15 protein-coding genes are annotated in these 17047 nt (G+C 72.0%); 4 read left to right on the top strand and 11 right to left on the bottom strand.

Annotated elements, in window-relative coordinates; genetic code table 11:
- Nucleotides 1-29: 29 nt before the first annotated feature.
- Nucleotides 30-2273: an ABC transporter permease gene (locus C2L58_RS26280; RefSeq protein WP_103340339.1), complete on the bottom strand. Its 2244-nt coding sequence runs from the start codon at nt 2271-2273 to the stop codon at nt 30-32.
- Nucleotides 2270-2971 carry an ABC transporter ATP-binding protein gene (locus tag C2L58_RS26275; RefSeq protein ID WP_103340337.1) on the bottom strand — a complete coding sequence of 234 codons (702 nt, stop codon included), beginning with the start codon at nt 2969-2971 and terminating at the stop codon, nt 2270-2272. Before C2L58_RS26275 ends, C2L58_RS26280 begins: the two co-directional genes overlap by 4 nt.
- Nucleotides 2972-3144: 173 nt before the next feature.
- Here C2L58_RS26275 and C2L58_RS26270 point away from each other — a divergent pair, with 173 nt between their 5' ends.
- Genes C2L58_RS26270 through C2L58_RS26260 form a run of 3 tightly spaced genes read left to right on the top strand, consistent with a single transcriptional unit; the run spans nt 3145 to nt 6925 of the window.
- Nucleotides 3145-4944: a sensor histidine kinase gene (locus C2L58_RS26270; RefSeq protein WP_103340335.1), complete on the top strand. Its 1800-nt coding sequence runs from the start codon at nt 3145-3147 to the stop codon at nt 4942-4944.
- The gene (locus C2L58_RS26265) at nt 4941-5594 is read left to right on the top strand and encodes a response regulator (protein WP_103340334.1); all 654 of its coding nucleotides are present in this window, start codon (nt 4941-4943) and stop codon (nt 5592-5594) included. Before C2L58_RS26270 ends, C2L58_RS26265 begins: the two co-directional genes overlap by 4 nt.
- Nucleotides 5595-5617: 23 nt before the next feature.
- On the top strand, nt 5618-6925 hold the full coding sequence (locus tag C2L58_RS26260) for an amidohydrolase family protein (protein ID WP_103340332.1): 1308 nt from the start codon (nt 5618-5620) through the stop codon (nt 6923-6925).
- Here the strand turns inward: C2L58_RS26260 and C2L58_RS26255 are convergent.
- The 5 genes from C2L58_RS26255 to C2L58_RS26235 form a co-directional block, all read right to left on the bottom strand.
- Nucleotides 6922-7599 carry an SDR family oxidoreductase gene (locus C2L58_RS26255; RefSeq protein ID WP_103340330.1) on the bottom strand — a complete coding sequence of 226 codons (678 nt, stop codon included), beginning with the start codon at nt 7597-7599 and terminating at the stop codon, nt 6922-6924. The genes C2L58_RS26260 and C2L58_RS26255 overlap by 4 nt on opposite strands.
- A gap of 13 nt (nt 7600-7612) precedes the next feature.
- On the bottom strand, nt 7613-9235 hold the full coding sequence (locus tag C2L58_RS26250; RefSeq protein ID WP_103340328.1) for a DUF7850 domain-containing protein: 1623 nt from the start codon (nt 9233-9235) through the stop codon (nt 7613-7615).
- Between the two features lie 89 nt (nt 9236-9324).
- Nucleotides 9325-11391, bottom strand: a complete 2067-nt coding sequence (locus C2L58_RS26245; RefSeq protein ID WP_103340327.1) for a PhoX family protein — start codon at nt 11389-11391, stop codon at nt 9325-9327.
- A gap of 109 nt (nt 11392-11500) precedes the next feature.
- Nucleotides 11501-12718 (bottom strand): MFS transporter, encoded by a 1218-nt coding sequence (locus C2L58_RS26240; RefSeq protein ID WP_103340326.1) that lies wholly within the window; start codon nt 12716-12718, stop codon nt 11501-11503.
- Entirely contained in the window at nt 12708-13166 is a 459-nt protein-coding gene (locus C2L58_RS26235) for a MarR family winged helix-turn-helix transcriptional regulator (protein WP_103340324.1), read from the bottom strand. Before C2L58_RS26235 ends, C2L58_RS26240 begins: the two co-directional genes overlap by 11 nt.
- A gap of 66 nt (nt 13167-13232) precedes the next feature.
- On the opposite strand from C2L58_RS26235, the gene C2L58_RS26230 reads away from it, so the two are divergent.
- Nucleotides 13233-13871, top strand: a complete 639-nt coding sequence (locus C2L58_RS26230) for an HAD family hydrolase (protein WP_103340323.1) — start codon at nt 13233-13235, stop codon at nt 13869-13871.
- Here the strand turns inward: C2L58_RS26230 and C2L58_RS26225 are convergent.
- The 4 genes from C2L58_RS26225 to C2L58_RS26210 form a co-directional block, all read right to left on the bottom strand.
- On the bottom strand, nt 13864-14559 hold the full coding sequence (locus C2L58_RS26225; protein ID WP_103340321.1) for a hypothetical protein: 696 nt from the start codon (nt 14557-14559) through the stop codon (nt 13864-13866). The genes C2L58_RS26230 and C2L58_RS26225 overlap by 8 nt on opposite strands.
- Entirely contained in the window at nt 14556-15086 is a 531-nt protein-coding gene (locus tag C2L58_RS26220; protein WP_233225942.1) for an RNA polymerase sigma factor, read from the bottom strand. The genes C2L58_RS26225 and C2L58_RS26220 overlap by 4 nt, the downstream gene beginning before the upstream one ends.
- 91 nt (nt 15087-15177) lie before the next feature.
- On the bottom strand, nt 15178-16266 hold the full coding sequence (locus C2L58_RS26215; RefSeq protein WP_103340317.1) for an inositol-3-phosphate synthase: 1089 nt from the start codon (nt 16264-16266) through the stop codon (nt 15178-15180).
- Nucleotides 16267-16339: 73 nt separating this feature from the next.
- Nucleotides 16340-16885 (bottom strand): PadR family transcriptional regulator, encoded by a 546-nt coding sequence (locus C2L58_RS26210; RefSeq protein ID WP_103340316.1) that lies wholly within the window; start codon nt 16883-16885, stop codon nt 16340-16342.
- Nucleotides 16886-17047: the final 162 nt, after the last annotated feature.

Raw genomic sequence — 17047 nt, 5'->3', positions numbered from 1 at the left:
GCTCCTGCCCCGACGCCAGGAGCGGACGCCTATTCCTCGGCCAGCGGCTCGGCCTGGACCCGCTTGAGCGCGGGCGTGCAGACCGAAGCGCCGAGCAGGGCCACCCCGACCCCGAGCACGACCGGCGCGAGCAGCCACGGGCTGAGCACGATGCCGCGCTCGTCGACCATGCTGTAAAGCCCAACACCGACCAGTACCCCGACGATTCCCGCGCCGATGGTGGCGACCAGCGCCGGCAGCGCGGCTTCCATCCGCAACGCCCTCGCCAGCACCCGCACCGGCGTGCCCGCGGCCATCAGCGCACCGAACGTGCGGCGGCGGTCCATCACCGAGCCCGCGGTCGCGACCGCGGCACTGCAGCCGGCCAGGATCCCCGCCGCGATCAACCCGATCACGGTGACCCGGCGCAGGTCGCCGAGCTCGGTCTGCTGGTTGAACAGGTACTGGTCGCGGCTGCCGATCTCTTCGCCCGCGGCCGGTGCGGCCAGTGCCGTCCGCACGATCTCGCGGTTCGCGTCGGTGGTCGGCGCGACCACGGTGACGTACTTCGGCGTGAAGCCGTCCGGCAGGGCGGCCGGGTCGATGATCGACGTGCTCGACAGGTCCGGGTCGGGAACGTGGACGGCTTCCGCCCGGGTCCCCGATTTCACGGCCGAGGCCGGCCCTTCCCAGTCGTCGGCGACCTTGTACTGGGCCAGGTCGAGCGCCGAGTCGCCGAAGACGGCCGGGCCGCCCGTGCAGTTCTCCGGCTTGAGCCCGAAGCGGGTCAGCTTGACGGCGTCGGCGCAGGTCATCACCAGGGCGCGGTGGCCGTACCGGTTGGGTGCCTGCCCCTTCACCAGGTAGACCTCGCCGACCGCGACCGCCTTCTCCGGCTGGCCGTACTTCTGCAGGGACGCGTTGGCCTGGTCGACGATGGTGCGCGCGTGCCGGCCATCGGTGTCGACGTAGAGCACGGAGTCGGCGAACGACCGCCCGCCGCCGGCCATCGATTCGAACGTCGGCAGCAGCGTCAGCGCCATCGACCCGGCGAACACCGCCAGCACGATCCCGGCGGAGGCCCGGTAGGCGCCCTTCGGGTCGTCACGCAGGCGGCGGCCGGCGAGCAGCGCGGACGGGCGCCGCCAGATCCGGACGAACGTGCCGCCGACCGCCGACGTCACCCACGGCCCGACGATCGCGGCCGAGCCGACCAGGAAGAACAGCCCGGCCATGACGAACCCGATCCCGCCGTATTCCTTCGCCGTCGTCACCGCGACGAGGAAGAACGCCCCGGCCGCGGGCAGGGCCAGCAGCCGCCACCAGTGCAGCGGCTTCTTCGTGTGGCCGCCGGTCGCGAACAGCGGGTTCTTGAGGACCCGGCGCAGGCCGAGGACACCGGCCAGCACCACGAGCACCGGGATGGCCACGACGATGAACACCGTCAGGCCGACCGGCAGCGCGAAGTCGGAGGCCAGCCAGGTGCCGCCGGCCCACGGCACGAACGACGCGAGGCCGTGCAGCGCCGGGCTGATCAGCAGCCCCAGCAGCGCGCCGATGCCCGCCGACAACGTCGTCTCGGCCGCCACCATGTTGGTGACCTGCCCCGGGGTCGCCCCGGCCAGCCGGATCGCGGCGAGCCGCCGTTCGCGGCGGGCGGCGGTCAGCCGCGCCGACGACGCGACCAGCACCAGGCTCGGCACCAGCAGCACGATGATCCCGACCCAGGACAGCAGCATGAGCAGCGGGTCCGGACTCGCCTTGCCGCTGGGGAAATCCGCCAGCGGGTAGGCGTTCTCCGGCATCGCGTCCGGCGTGTGCCCGACGAGCGCGACGAGCTGTTCCGGGAACCGGAGGGCGCCCTCGCCGAGGGCACCGACGGGCTTGCCGAACCGGTCCCCGAGCTGCGCGGCCGGGTGGGCCTGCAGGAGCCGGCCGAGCGCGGGGGACACGACGGTCTCGCCCGGCCCCGGCAGTTGCGGCACGCCCGGCGGCAGGGCGAGCGACCCCGCACCGGCGACCGGCGCGATGTCGACGCGGACGATCTGCTGCCCGTCGAAATAGTCCGTGGCGGAGTTGAACAGCACCTTCTGCGGGCCGTCGAGCTGGTAGCCGACGTGGTGTTCGCCCTGCCAGAGGGCGCGCTGCTCCCGGTTCTGGGTGGCGAACGGCAGCGTCGCCAGCAGCAGCACCAGCCCGGTCGCGACGGCCACCCCGATCGCGGTGAGGATCGCCGACGTCCGGGTCCGCCGGTCCACCTTCAGCACCCGCAGGGCGATCTGGAGGGAGTTCACGCCGCCAGCCTCGTCGCGATCAGGCCGTCGCGGATGGCGACGGTCTTCGGCATCGACTCGGCCAGCTCGCGGTCGTGCGTCACCACGAGCACCGCGGCGCCGGTCTCGTGGGCGGCGCCGAGGAGGGCGTCCATCGTTTCGCGGCCGGTGCGCGTGTCGAGCGCGCCGGTCGGCTCGTCGGCGAAGATCACCTTCGGCCGGTGGGTCAGCGCCCGCGCGATCGCGACGCGCTGGGCCTCGCCGCCGGAGAGCTCGCCGGGACGGCGGCGTTCCTTGCCGGCCAGGCCGAGGCGCGAAAGCCAGAGGCGGCCGGCGTCGATGGCCTCCTTGCGCCCGAGCCCCGCCAGCAGCGACGGCAGGGCGACGTTCTCTTCGGCCGACAGCTCGGCGACCAGCATCCCCGACTGGAAGACGAACCCGAACTCGGTGCGGCGCAGCTCGCTGCGCTTCTTCTCGCCGAGGTGGTCGACCCGCTGCCCGCCCAGGAAGATCTGCCCGTCGTCGGCCCGGAGGATGCCGGCCAGGACGTGCAGCAGCGACGTCTTGCCCGAGCCGGACGGCCCGACGATGGCGACGGCGTCCCGCGGCTGGATGTCGATGTCGATGCCGGCCAGGGCGTGCTGAGTGCCGTAGCGCTTCACCAGCCCGCGGCCGGACAGCACCGGGCCGCTCGTCGCGTGTGGAGTGTTCGGGTCCACGAGGTTCTCCCTGCCGTTTCGGATCTTGACGCCGATGAGCTTCGCCGAGATCGGGGGGCGCCCACTTCGGGCAGACGGCCAGTCACGCCCCGGCCCGCCTCGGCCGATCGGCCGAGGGAGGGCGGGCCACTCGGCCAAGGTGCGGGCGCCGGGGGATCACGTAACGTCACATCGTGCCCGCCGCGCCCCTGCCGAAAACCCTCTACACCCGAGCCACCGCCCTGGTGCGGCGCATCGGCGTGCCCTCGGCCGTGCTGGTCGCCGCACTGCTGTTCGATGTCGTCTACACCACGCAGGCGGCGCTCGACGACGCCGGCCCGCGCTTCGTCGACTTCGGGCTCTTCCCCGGCATTTTCGCGATGGCGGCGTGTGGGCTCTGGGCCCAGAAGCGGGCGGCGGTCGCCGGGGTGGCCGGCGGCGGGGTGCTGATCATCTCGACCCTCTTCATCCACGCGGGCCGCATCCCGCCGTACTCCAGCGTGCTGCCGAAGGTGACCATCACCGAGGTCGTGGCCGGGGTGCTGATGGTCTACTTCGTGGCCCGCCGGGCGCGGGCGGGCGTGGCGTTCTGCATGGTCGGCTTCCTGGTCGTCGCGGGCCTCGTCGCGGTCTTCGGCCGGTACGGGAGTGTCGCCGACATCGACGGCGGCACGGGCACCCAGGCACTGCTGTTCGGCCTGCTCCTGCTCGTCGCCCCCCTGGTACCCGCCATCGCGGCCCGCGACCGCAGCCCGCGCGGGGAGCCGCGGAGCCGCCTGCTGCGCCGGGTGAACGAGCTGGCGATGGGACAGTGGCCGCTGATGGGGCTGCTCGCCTTCGCGCTGCTGTTCGAGTTCGGCTACACCTACTCCAACACCGCCCGCGGGTTCCCGATCCTGTTCTGCTCGATCGTCGCGGCCGTCATCGCCGTGTTGTCCCCGCGACGGCCCGCGGACGCCCTGCTCGGCCTCGCCGGGATCATGCTGCTGTCGGCGGTCATCACGCCGTTCCTGCAGCTGCGGTCCTACGACTACCCGGTGCCGGGCGGCATCCCGGCCACGCAGATCGTCGCCGGCATGGGCGTGGTGGTGAACCTGACCCGGGCCCGCGGGCTGAGCCAGTCCTGGGCGCGGGTCGCCGTGCTGTCGAGCGTCGTCGCGCTCGGCGCGATCCTCAACTCGGACGCCCGCCGGGGCCTGCAGACCGATCCCCAGACCCTGTCGGTCCTCGCCTTCGCCGCGACGCTGATGCTGGGCATTTCCATCGCCGTCGGCTTGATGCTGCGGTCGCGGGACTCCGAACGCACCCAGGCCGTGCAGTCCGCGGTGAGCGACGCGCAGACCGCCGAGCGGATGGCGCTGGCCCGCGAGCTCCACGACATCGTCGCCCACCACGTGACCGGGATCGTCGTCCAGGCGCAGGCCGCGCGGATGATGGCCGAGAAGAACCCGCAGATCGCGGTGGACGCGATGGGCCGGATCGAGAACGCCGGCGTCGAAGCGCTCGCGGCGATGCGGCGGCTGGTCCGCTCGATGCGGGGCGACGCGCCGGCCGGGTCGAGCGAGTTCAGCGAGCAGGCCACCACCGACCTCGGCGCCGACCTGCGGAAACTGGTCGAAACCGCCAACCACGGCGTGCCGACGTCGATGCACCTGGACCTGCCGCCGGACCTGCCGCACGAGGTCGGCCGCTCGGCGCTGCGGCTGGTGCAGGAGTCGCTGACGAACGTCGGCAAGCACGCCTCGGGCGCGACCGAGGCGCTCGTCGTCGCCGAGGTGGTGGGCGCCCAGCTGCACCTCCGGGTGACCGACGACGGGCGCGCGACGGCACACCGGCCGGCCGGCGGGTCGGGCGGCTACGGTCTGGTCGGCATGCGCGAACGCGTCGCGCTGCTCAAGGGCCGGTTGTCGGCCGGGCGGGGCCCGGACGGCGGCTGGCGCGTCGAAGCGTGGCTGCCGCTGGCGGCCGGAGAAGACACGGAAGGGGACGAGTGATCCGGGTACTGATCGCCGACGACCAGGAGATGGTGCGGATGGGCTTCCGCATGATCCTGGACGCGCAGGACGACATCGAGGTCGTCGCCGACGTCGCGGACGGCGTCTCGGCGGTCTCGAAGGCCCGCGAACTGCGCCCCGACGTCTGCCTGCTCGACATCCGCATGCCGGGCCTCGACGGCCTGGAGGTGGCCCGGCAGCTGGCCGGCCCGGACGTGGCCGACCCGCTGAAGGTGGTCGTCGTCACGACCTTCGACCTCGACGAGTACGTGCACACGGCGCTGCGCAACGGCGCGCACGGCTTCCTCCTGAAGGACGCGGGCCCGGCGCTGCTGATCGAAGCGGTCCGGGCGGCCGACCGCGGCGACGCGCTGGTCTCGCCGCAGATCACCGTGCGGCTGCTGAAGCACTTCAACGCGTCCGGCTCGGCGAAGCGGCAGGTCGCGCCTCCGTCCGAGCCGCTGACCGCCCGGGAGCTGGACGTCGTCAAGGCGGCCGCGCGCGGGTTGACGAACACCGAAATCGGCGCGGAGCTGTTCATGTCGCTGTCGACGGTGAAGACGCACCTGGCGTCGGTGCAGAGCAAGATCGGCGCGCGGAACCGGGTGGAGACCGCGGCCTGGGCGTGGCGGAGCGGAGTCGTCTCGTAATTCCGGGTGCGTAGTATCCAGAGATGCCACGCCGTTTCCACGCCCCTGTCGTTCTCCCGGCCGATCCGTCCTGTTCGCTTCTCCGTGACGCGGTCGTCGATGTCGACGCCGATGGGCGCATTTCCTACTGCGGACCGGCGGCCACCGCCCCCGAATCCGCCGCACCGGTCACCACCCTGACCGGCATCCTGCTGCCCGGCTTGGTCAACACGCACGCACACAGCCCGATGACGCTGCTGCGCGGCATGGGCGGCGACCTACCGCTGCTGCCCTGGCTGAACGAGATCATCTGGCCGGCCGAGGCGAAGCTGCGCCCCGAGGACGTCCGCACCGGCATGCTGCTCGGCTCGGTCGAGATGCTCCGCCACGGCGTCACGACCAGTGCCGAGATGTACTTCGAAGGCGAGCAGCTGGTCGACGCGGTCCTCACGACGGGCGGCCGCGTGCTGGTCGCGCCGCCGGTGATGGAGCTGCCCGGCCTCGACTGGCGCGCCCAGCTGGCCGGCATCGAGCGCTGGATCGACACGGACGGCCTCCGCTTCGGCCACGGCGACCGCATCGAGCTGGGCTACGGCCCGCACTCGGCGTACATGCTGTCCGCGGAAGGTCTCCGGGCGACGGCGGAGTCCGCTGCTTCGCGCGGTGCGCTGGTGCAGATCCACGTCGCCGAAGCGGCGGCGGAGGACACCGCGGTGCGTGCTTCGCACGGTTCGGTGCCGGCGCTGCTGCGTGAGCTGGGCATGCTGGACGGCCGGGTGCTGGCGGCGCACTCGATCCACCTCTCGGACGAGGACATCGCGTTGTTCGCCGCGCACGGGGTCGGCATGGCGCACTGCCCGGGCTCGAACGCGAAGCTGGCTTCGGGCATCGCGCGGGTCGCCGACCTGCGCGCGGCGGGGGTCGCGGTCGGCCTGGGCACCGACGGCCCGGCTTCCAACGACGACCTCGACCTGTGGGAAGAACTGCAGCTCGCGGCCATGTTCGCCCGGCTGGCCACGGGCGACTCGACGGTGCTGACGGCGGCGGACGTCTTCCTGCTGGCCACCCGCGGCGGGGCGGCGGCGCTGGGCCGGCCCGACATCGGGGCGCTGGAGGAGGGCCGGTGGGCCGACCTGGTGCACATCGACCTGGACGACCCGGCGTTCGCGTGCGGCCTGGAGGTCCCGGACGCGCAGCTGCTGTCGAACCTCGTCTGGGCGGCCGGTTCGCGGCGGGTCCGGGACGTCTGGGTCGCGGGTGAGCAGGTCGTGGCCGAGGGCGAGCCGGTGAAGGTGGACCGGGCGAAGGTGCAGGCCGGCGTAGCCGAAACGGCGGCGCGGCTGCGGGCTTAACGCGGGCGGAGGATCACTTCCGTCGGGTGGGCGTCCGGGGTGGCCGACACCGCGGTCACCACCGCGGTGGCCACCGAGTCCGCCTTCAGCAGGTGCGAGGTGTCGTACTCGCGGCCTTCACCCGCGAAGATCGCCTGCTGCATCTCCGTGTCCGTGCGGCCCGGGTAGACCGACGTCACGCGGATTTCGCGCTCCTCCTCGCGGAGGGCGTCGGCGAAGGCGCGGACCGCGAACTTGCTCGCCGCGTACGGGGACCAGCCCGGGCGGGCGTTCAGGCCCGCGCCCGAGTTGATCACCACCACGTGGCCGCGGGCCGCGCGCAGGGCGGGGAGCAGCAGGCGGGTCAGCTCGACCACCGCCAAGGTGTTGATCTCGAAGTTGTCGCGCCACGCCTCGGCCGAGACCTCCTCGATGCGGCCGAGCCGGGCGACCCCCGCCGAGTGGACCAGGACGTCGAGGGACGAGATGTCCGCGACCGCCGAAGCGAGCGAAGCGGGGTCCGACAGCTCCACCGGCCACGGCGTCGCGCCCGGGAGCTCCTCCGCCAGGGCGGCCAGCGCGTCGGCGTCGCGGCCGCCGAGGAGCAGGCGGTGCGTCGGGGCCAGCTGGTGGGCGACCGCCGCGCCGATTCCGCGGGAAGCGCCGGTCACCAGGGCGAGGGGAAGATCCGTCATGCCTCCACCGTAGCTACGCGAAGCCCACGTCCACCGTGCGGTCTTCGCGCTTGCCGGGGCCGAGGGGGTGCGGGTCCGCACAGCCGGACGCCGGGTCGGCGTCGGAGTCACGGGCGTCGTCGCCGGTGTCCTTGGCCGTCGGGTGGTGGCCGTCGGCGGTGAAGCACAGCTGGTACGTGCCGTCCTCCAGGCCGTCGAAGCCGTACGCCCCGTCAGCGCCGGTGACCACGCTCGCCACTTCCTTGCCGCTCGCGTCCTTCAGCACCACCTTGACCCCGGCGAGGCCCGGTTCGCCGGCGTCCTGCAGGCCGTTGCCGTCCGAGTCGGCCCAGGTGAAGTCGCCGATCCGGTTCACCGGGGAGAGCAGCCCGAGGTCGGCCGCGAAGTCTTCGTGGGACGGCCCGCCCACGGTGCGCGGCGCGGTGCAGCCGTCCGGGCCGGCGTCCGAATCGCGATCGTCGCTGCCGGCGTCGCGGCGGGTCACGGTGAAGTCCGCGGGGACGGCGAAGCAGACCTGGTACGTGCCGTCCTTCAGCTTCTCGAAGCCGTACTTGCCCTTGTCGTCGGTCGTCGCGGTGCTGACCGTGCCCCCCGCGCCGTCCTTCAGCGTCACCTTGACGCCCGCGACGCCGGGCTCGGCCGGGTCCTGCAGGCCGTCGCGGTTGCGGTCCGCCCAGACGAAGTCGCCGATCTTCGCGATGGCCGGCGGCGGCAGCACCGTGATCGTCGCCGACGCCGTCTTGTCGCCCAGCGTGCCGCCCGGGTGGTGCACGCCGGTCACCTTCGCCGTGTTCACGTGCCCGCTGTCGGCCACCGTGAGGTCCGGGTGGTCGCAGGTCAGCTGCCGGTTCGCGCCCGCGGCCAGCGCGAACGGCTCGAACGTCCCGGGGCACCACGGGTCCTGCACCGTGATCCCGGTGAGGTCCTCGGTGCCGTCGTTGGTCACGGTGATGCGGTAGTGCGCGGTTTCGCCCGCGGTGACCGTCGCGAAGGAGGCCCACGCGCCGGTCGCCGGGTTCCGCACTTCCTTCTTCACCGAGTACGCCGCGAGCCGGAGGTCGACGCAGTCCCAGTGCAGCCGGTCGAGGGTGGTCGTGGCGAAGAACTTCACCGCAGCCGCTTTCGCCGGCGCCGGCGCCGCCGGGAAGTCCTGCCGGTCGAGGGCGCCGTCGCCGGCGAAGTGGTCGGCGACGAGCTTGGTCTCCTGGATCTGCGTGCCGGTGGCGTCGTAGAACCGCAGGCCGGTGGCCGGTTCGTACCTCGGCGCGCGCGAAGCGGTCCAGACGCTGAGGGTGTAGACGCCGCCGGGGACGAACCGCTCGGTCTGGTAGGCGGTGCTGGTCTTGCCGTCCGGCGTCTGGACGACCGCCGCGCGCTGCCCGTCGACGGCGTACTCCCGCTCGGTCAGCAGCTTCGGCACCTTCGCGGCCGGTGTTCCGGGCGGGACGGGGGCGGCCGGGGCGAACACGTACCCGTCCGGGGCGCCGTTGCGGGCCGCGAGCTCGACGCTCGGGTTCGCCGCGAGCCCGCCGCAGACCGGCGGCGCGTCCGCGGCGGTGGACGTGGATGCGGGCACGACCGCCGCCGCCGCGATCGCCACCACCGCCACCGCCACCGTGCGCCCCGAGAAGATCACCTCTCGACTATGGCGCGCGGGCCGGGCCCGCACCGGCCGAGAACCGTCCACTTAAGAGTGAACCTCGTTCCGGTGCGGGCCCGGGTGCGTCAGCGCTCGCCGATGCGGCCGGGCAGCCCGAAGCGGCCCTTCTTCCACACCGAGACGATGGCCGGCCGCGGCTGCGCGGTGCCGCCGTCCGGCCAGTGCGACGTCGGGTTCGCCGAGCTCGCCGCGTTCTCACCCGGGTGCTGGACCGCGACGAGCACCAGGTTGTCGGTGACGACCGGGCCGCACGTCTCGGCGCCGACCGGCACCGAGAGGAACTGCTTGACGTGCCCGCGCTCCGGACCGGTGACCGGCACCGAGAACAGGCCGTCGTTCGCGCCGAGGGCGTTGCCGTCGGTGGCGATCCACAGGTTTCCGTGCCGGTCGAAGGCCACGTTGTCCGGGCACGAGATCGGGCTGACCTGGTCCTTCGGGAAGCCACCGAAGTAGGTGTCCGCCGCCTTGGGGTCGCCGCAGACCAGCAGCAGCCGCCAGGAGAACCGGGTCGAGGCCGCGTCGCCGCAGTCCTCCTCCCACTCCAGGATGTGGCCGTTCTTGTTGCCCACCCGCGGGTTCGGCTCGTCGACGCCGGCCTTGCCCGTCGCGCCGCGGTCGCTGTTGTTGGTCAGCGCCGCGTAGATCCGGCCGTTGACCGGGTTCGGCTCGATGTCCTCCGGCCGGTCCATCTTCGTGGCGGCGACCTTGTCCGCGGCCTGGCGCGTGAAGACGTAGACCTCCTCGGCGGTGAAGCCGTCCACAAAGGACTTGTCGCCGCTGACCAGGGGGAGCCACTCGCCGGTGCCGTCGAACTCGCCGTCGGCGGGCAGGGTGCCCTTGCCGTCGATCTCCGCGGCCGGGCTGTCGCCGGTGAAGCGGCCGACGTAGAGCGTGCCCTCGTCGAGCAACGCCGAGTTGTGCCGCCGCGCGTGCGCGCTGTTGCCCGGCTTGTACTTGCCCTTCGAGACGAACTTGTAGATGTACTCGAACCGGCTGTCGTCCCCGGAGTAGACGGCGACCCGGCCATCGGCGGTGATCTTGATGTTCGCGGCTTCGTGCTTGAACCGGCCGAGCGCGGTGTGCTTGACCGGCGTCGAGTTCGGGTCGTTGGGGTCGATCTCGACGACCCAGCCGAAGCGGTTCGGCTCGTTCGGCTCCTGCGCGACGTCCCAGCGCTTGTCGAACCGCTCCCACTTGCGGGTGCTCGTGCCGGCGCCGACGGAGTAGCGCTTGAGCCGCGCCGCCGCGACCGGGTCGGTGACCTTGTCGGAGTTGGCGAAGTACTGGTCGAAGTTCTCCTCGCCGGAGAGCACCGTGCCCCACGGCGTCACGCCGCCGGAGCAGTTGTTCTGCGTGCCGCGGACCCGGCGCCCGCTCGGGTCGGCCGAGGTCTTGAGGAACTTCGAGCCGGCGGCCGGGCCGCGGACCTCGAAGATCGTGTCGAGGGTGATCCGGCGGCCGTACCGGCTCGGGACGACCTCGAGCCCGCCGTGGATCGGGTCGCGGCGGGCCTGCAGCACCGAGAGGCCGTGCGCGGCCCAGGCAATCTTCGCCTGCTCCTCGGTCGGGTTGGCCGGGTCGTACTGGTCGGCCGGGAACATGTGGACCTCGGTCGTGTACTCGTGGTTGACCACGAGCAGGTTCGACAGGCCCAGCGGGTCCTGCGGGATCAGGCCGACGAAGTCGTTGTTGTAGCCGAACTGCTTGGCCTGCGCGGCCGCGGTCTGCTTGGCGAAGTCGAACTTCGGCGCGCCCGCGACCACCGGGTCGCCCCAGCGGACGACGACGCGCTGGGCGTAGCCGTCGGGGACGCTGACCGCGTCGAGCTTGTTCGGCGGGACCGGCGTGAAGTCGGTGCCGGGCACCGGCCGCGGTGGCCTCGGGGCGTGTCCGGCGGGCGCGGCCGCCGCCGTGCCGGACAGGGCGGCGAACCCACCGGCCGCGGCGGCCAGCACGGCACCGGCCTTGAAGACCCGGCGGCGCGAGATGTCCTTGACGACGTCGCCGAAGTACTCGTTCGCGGACTCGTTCGCCTCGGGGCGGGCGCACGCGTTGCCGCAGCGGTATTCGCAGGTGACCGGGGAGCGGCCACCCGGGTGGGCGGGGAACAGCGGGAGCAGGCGGTCGAGCACTTCGCCTCCATGGTGGGAGTTCGGGAACGCACTGAACCTAAGCTCCCAAAACCAGCCATTCCAGACATTCAGGTGAACGGCGGGTGTACTGCTGCCCCGAATGGACGTGTCAGAACTCTTCCCCGACGAGCACGGCTTCCTCCGGCACGGTGTGCGGGTCCGCCTTCTTCTCCCGCAGCGAGAGCAGCGCGCCCGCGACGACGCACAGCACGGCCGAGGCGACGAACGGCGCCTGCGGCGAGCCGAACCACTCGGCGACGTGCCCGACGAGCGTCGCGGCGACCGCGCCACCCAGCCAGCGGCAGAAGTTGTAGCCCGCGCTGGCGACCGGGCGCGGCGCGTCGCTGATCGCCATCGCGGTGCCGGTGAACAGCGTGTTCAGCAGGCCGGACACCAACCCGGAGACGATGATCCCGGCGACCAGCACCGGCTTGCTCGGCACGGCGAGGACCAGCATCAGCACGGCGTACCCGAAGACAGCGGCCGCGGCGGCGTGCCGCTCGCCGAGCCGGGCGGCCAGCCGCGGCGCGAGGGCGAACCCGGCGACGGCCACGCACAGGCCCCAGCCGCAGAACACCAGGCCGACGGCGATCGCGCTCCAGCCGAGGACGAACGGCGACCAGGCGAGCACCGCGAAGAACGCGGCGGTGTACAGCGCCGAGGCGACGGAGGTGCGCAGCAGGCCGGTGTGCTTCAGCGCGCGCAGGGGGTCGAGCAGCTTGATCGGCGCGCGCTTTTCGTGCTTGTCGCTGTTGAGGAACACCGCGCACAGCACGAGCGCGCCGGCCATCAGGATCGCGGTGCCGAGGAACGGGCCGCGCCAGGAAATCGAGCCCAGCAGCGCGCCCAGCAGCGGGCCGACCGACAGGCCGACGCCCAGAGCGGCCTCGTAGAGCAGGATCGCGCCGGACTGGCCGCCGGTCGCGGCGCCGACGATCACCGAAAGCGCGGTCGCGATGAAGAACGCGTTGCCGAGCCCCCAGACCGCGCGCAGCCCGACGAGCTGCTCGATCGACCCGGCGGCCGCGCAGAGGGCGGTGGCGGCGACGATCAGCGTCAGCCCGGCGAGCACCGTGCGCTTCGCGCCGAAGCGGGCGCTCGCCGCCCCGGTGACCAGCATCGCGACGACCTGGACGCCGAGGTAGGACGAGAAGAGCAGGGTCACCTGCGACGGCGTCGCGTCCAGGCCCTTGGCGATCGAGAGCAGGATCGGGTCGACCAGGCCGATCCCCATGAAGGCGATGACCGCGGCGAACGCGGTGATCCACACCTGCTTGGGCTGGTCCTTGACGGCGTCCAGCAGGCTCGAGTGGTGTTCAGCGCTCATCGCTGATCAGTTCCTCCTTCTTCGTGTCGACAAGCAGCTTGGCGAGAGCAGGCAGGGCGGCCTCGATCGCGGCGCGGTCGGACTCGTCCATGGCGATCAGCCGCTCGCGGAGGAACTCCTCGCGAGCCGTCACCAGTTCGGCGTAAAAACGCAGGCCCTCGTCGGTGACTTCGACCAGCACCGCGCGGCCGTCGGCCGGGTCCGGGCGGCGGGTGGCGAGCCCGAGCCGTTCGAGCCGGCCGACGACGTCGGTCATCGACGGCAGCTTGACCCGTTCGTGCTCGGCCAGCGCGCTCATCCGGCGCGGACCGCCGTTGACCAGCTCACTCAGCACCGAACCCTGGGTGAGGGTCAGCGTCAGCTGCGGGGTCTGGCGGCGCACCTGGTGGTAGAGCCGGAAGACCAGCGGCCGCAGCCGGTGGGCGAGATCGGTGATCGCGGAAGTCACTTAGCCAGGCTAACAAAATTTAGTAAGGGTAGCTAAGTAAGTCGGCTCACAGGCTAGGCTCGGGCCATGGACGCGGTGATCTTCGACCTCGACGGCGTACTGGTGGACTCCGAGCGGATCTGGGACGAAGTGCGGCGCGCGGTCGTCGCCGAGCACGGCGGCACCTGGCGCGAGGAGGCGACCCGCGCGCAGCAGGGGATGAGCACCCCGGAGTGGGCCCGCTACCTGGTGGAGGAGCTGGGCGCGCAGCTCACGCCGCCGGAGATCGCGACGGTCGTGGTCAAGCGGATGGCCGCCCGGTACGCGGCGGAGCCACCGTTGATCCCGGGCGCGGTGGACGTCGTGCGGCAGGTGTCGGCGCGGTGGCCGGTGGCGATCGCGAGCTCGTCGCCGGTGCTCCTGATCAAGGGGTTCCTCGACGTCACGGGCCTGCCGGTGGGGGCGGCGGTGTCGTCCGAGCAGGTCGGGGCCGGAAAACCGGCGCCCGACGTCTACCTGCGGGCGGCCGAGCTGCTGGGCGTGGCGCCGGCGGACTGCGCGGCCGTGGAGGACACGACGAACGGGCTGCGGTCCGCGCTGGCGGCGAAGATGGCGGTGTATGCGGTGCCCAATCCGCACTTCGCGCCGGACCCGGAGGTGCTGAAGCGGGCCACGGCGGTGGTGGAGAAGATCACCGACCTGCCGGGCGCACTCGGGCTCAGCTGACCTCGAAGCGCACCGGCGGCGAGTCCGGGTTCACGTCGGCGAGGAACACCTGGCCCGAGTTCATCGAGGTGATCAGCTTGCCTTGGCTCAGGTCACCCGCGGCGTCGTAGAGGCGCAGCACGTGCACCGCCCGGTCGACGAGGAAGACCGCCTTGCCCGCGGGCAGCGGCCCGCCGTTCTTGCCGATGTACCCGGCGTTCACGGGAGATCCCGACACGGGAACGCACGACGGCGACTCGACGCCGAAGTACGATTCCGGCCCGCCGTGCGTCGCGCCCTTGGGCAGCGCCTCGATGCAGAACACGGGCCGTCCCGTGTCGTCGAGGGCCTGGGAGGCGTACGAGGTCCAGGTGTTCGTCTGCCCCACGAAGTCGGTGAGCGCCTTCAGCTCACCCGCGGAATTCAGGCGCAGCGAGAGCAGGGGCCGCGCGAGCACCAGCTCCTGCCCCTGGCGGGCTGCCGGCTCCGGGCCCGGGCTCTGCGCGGTGTTCAGGTTCGTGGCCAGCAACACGCTCGTCAGCACCGCCAGCACCGCGGCCAGCGGCGCACCCCACACCGCCGCCCGGCGGCGGCGCGACGGCCGCCGCTGCCGGCGCTGCTGCTCGGCCCAGGCCGCGTCGAGGTTGGGCGCGACCTCCCCGGCCTGTCCGCGCAGTGCTTCGGCCAGCTTGCGTTCGAGGTCGGTCATCGCTCACCTCCCAGGTCGTCCCCCAGGTGCTTGCGCAGATTCTCCATCGCGTGGTGCGTCGTCGCCTTGACCGTGCCCGGGGAGATGCCCAGGGTCTCCGCGATGGCCGCCGTGCTGAGGTCCAGCCAATAGCGGAGCACCAGCACCTCGCGCTGTCGCCGGGACAGCCGCACCAGCACCGCGCGCAGCCGCTGGTGCTCCCAGTTCGCCACCGCCCTGACCTCGGCCGACAGCTCGTCCGGCGGCCGTTCCTGCGGGGTCCGCCGGACGACGCGCAGGTGCCGGGTCCGCGAGCGCGACATGTTCACCACGATCGTGCGGAGGTAGCCGGCCACCCGGGAGTGGTCGGTCAGGGAGTCCCAGCGCTGGTGGAGCTTGACGAAAGCCTCCTGCGCCACGTTCTCCGCGTCGTCCGCGCCGAGCAGGTGGGCCAGCCGGGTCATCTGGCCGAAGTGCTCGCGGAAGAGGTCGTGGAAGGTCGGCGCGCCCAGGTCCCCCGGCGCGCTTTCGCCCACACTCGCACTCACACCACGCCAACGCCCACCCCGCCCCACCGGTTTAGTGCACCACGCGAAGAAGGCCGCCACCAGCGGTGACGGCCTCCTCCGAAGATCAGCTCTACCGCTCCACCTCGCCGCGGATGAACTTCTCCACGGCGTCACGGGCGGTCGCGTCGTCGTACTGCTCCGGCGGCGACTTCATGAAGTAGGAGGAGGCCGACAGGATCGGGCCGCCGATGCCGCGGTCGAGCGCGATCTTCGCGGCGCGGACGGCGTCGATGATGATGCCCGCCGAGTTCGGCGAGTCCCACACCTCGAGCTTGTACTCCAGGTTCAGCGGCACGTCGCCGAACGCGCGGCCCTCGAGCCGGACGTAGGCCCACTTGCGGTCGTCGAGCCACTGCACGTAGTCCGACGGCCCGATGTGGACGTTGCCCTTGCCGAGGTCGCGGTCGACCTGCGACGTGACGGACTGGGTCTTCGAGATCTTCTTCGACTCGAGCCGCTCGAGCTCCTTCATGTTCAGGAAGTCCATGTTCCCGCCCACGTTGAGCTGCATCGTCCGGTCGAGCTGGACGCCGCGGTCCTCGAACAGCTTCGCCAGCACGCGGTGCGTGATGGTGGCGCCGACCTGGGACTTGATGTCGTCACCGACGATCGGGACACCGGCGTCTTCGAACTTTTTGGCCCACTCCGGGTCGGAGGCGATGAACACCGGCAGCGCGTTGACGAACGCCACCCCGGCGTCGATCGCGGCCTGGGCGTAGAACTTGTCCGCCACCTCGGAGCCCACCGGCAGATACGACACGAGCACGTCGGCCTGCGCCTCGCGCAGCGCGGCGACGATGTCGACCGGGGTCTCGTCGGACTCCTCGATCGTCTCGCGGTAGAAGCGGCCGAGGCCGTCGTGGGTGTGGCCGCGCTGCACGGTGACGCCGAGCGGCGGCACGTCGGCGATCTTGATGGTGTTGTTCTCGGAGGCGAAGATCGCCTCGGACAGGTCGCGGCTGACCTTCTTGGCGTCCACGTCGAACGCGGCGACGAACTCGATGTCGCGGACGTGGTAGCCGCCGAAGTCGACGTGCATCAGACCGGGGACGCGGGTGGCCGGGTCCGCGTCGCGGTAGTACTGGACACCCTGGACCAGCGACGCCGCGCAGTTGCCGACGCCCACGATGGTTACCCGTACGCGGCGGTTCTCGCCCATGGGGGTTTCTCCTTCAATCCGTAATCGTTTCAGTAGGTCTGGTGCCGCTACGCTGCGGCCCGGGCCGGGCGGCTCAGGTATCCGGACCCTGCCGTTCGGCTTGTTCGTGCGCGATCAGCTCGTTGAGCCAGCGCACCTCCCGCTCGCTGGTCTCCAGCCCCAGCCGGTGCAGCTCGCGGGTATAGCGATCGATCTTCTCCTCGGCCCTGGCCAGCGCCGCCCGCATGCCCTCACGGCGTTCTTCGACGCGGCGGCGGCGGCCCTCGAGGATCCGCATCCGCACGTCGGCCGGGGTCCGCGAGAAGAAGGCCAGGTGGACGCCGAAACCTTCGTCGTCCCAGGTCTGCGGCCCGGCGTCGCCGAGCAGCTCACCGAAGCGCTCCTTGCCCTCCGCGGTGAGCTTGTAGACGCGCCGTCCGCGCCGGGACCACGCCCGGTCGTCGGCCTCGTCCAGCTCTTCGACCAGGTACCCGGCCCGCAGCAGCTTCCGCAGGGTCGGGTACAGCGAGCCGTAGGAGAACGTCCGGAACGTGCCGAGCGTCTCGTTCAGCCGCTTGCGCAGCACGTACCCGTGCATGGGCGCTTCATGCAGAAGACCGAGGATCGCGAACTCCAGCACACCGCACCCCCTTCCGGGAACAAACCGAGACCACCCGCGTTGCTCCGAACGAGCGCCTCGATCCAACCTACTCAGCCACTATATCGCGCCGATACATCGAAGTGGCGAAGCTAACCTCCCCCACCACCCATCGGGGACGAAATTCACCGGAGAGTTATCGAA

Source organism: Amycolatopsis sp. CA-126428 (genome assembly GCF_002904335.1).
In the GTDB taxonomy this organism is placed as follows: domain Bacteria; phylum Actinomycetota; class Actinomycetes; order Mycobacteriales; family Pseudonocardiaceae; genus Amycolatopsis.
The sequence above is the reverse complement of the archived record's forward strand: the minus strand, read 5'-3'. Positions and strand labels throughout refer to the sequence as shown.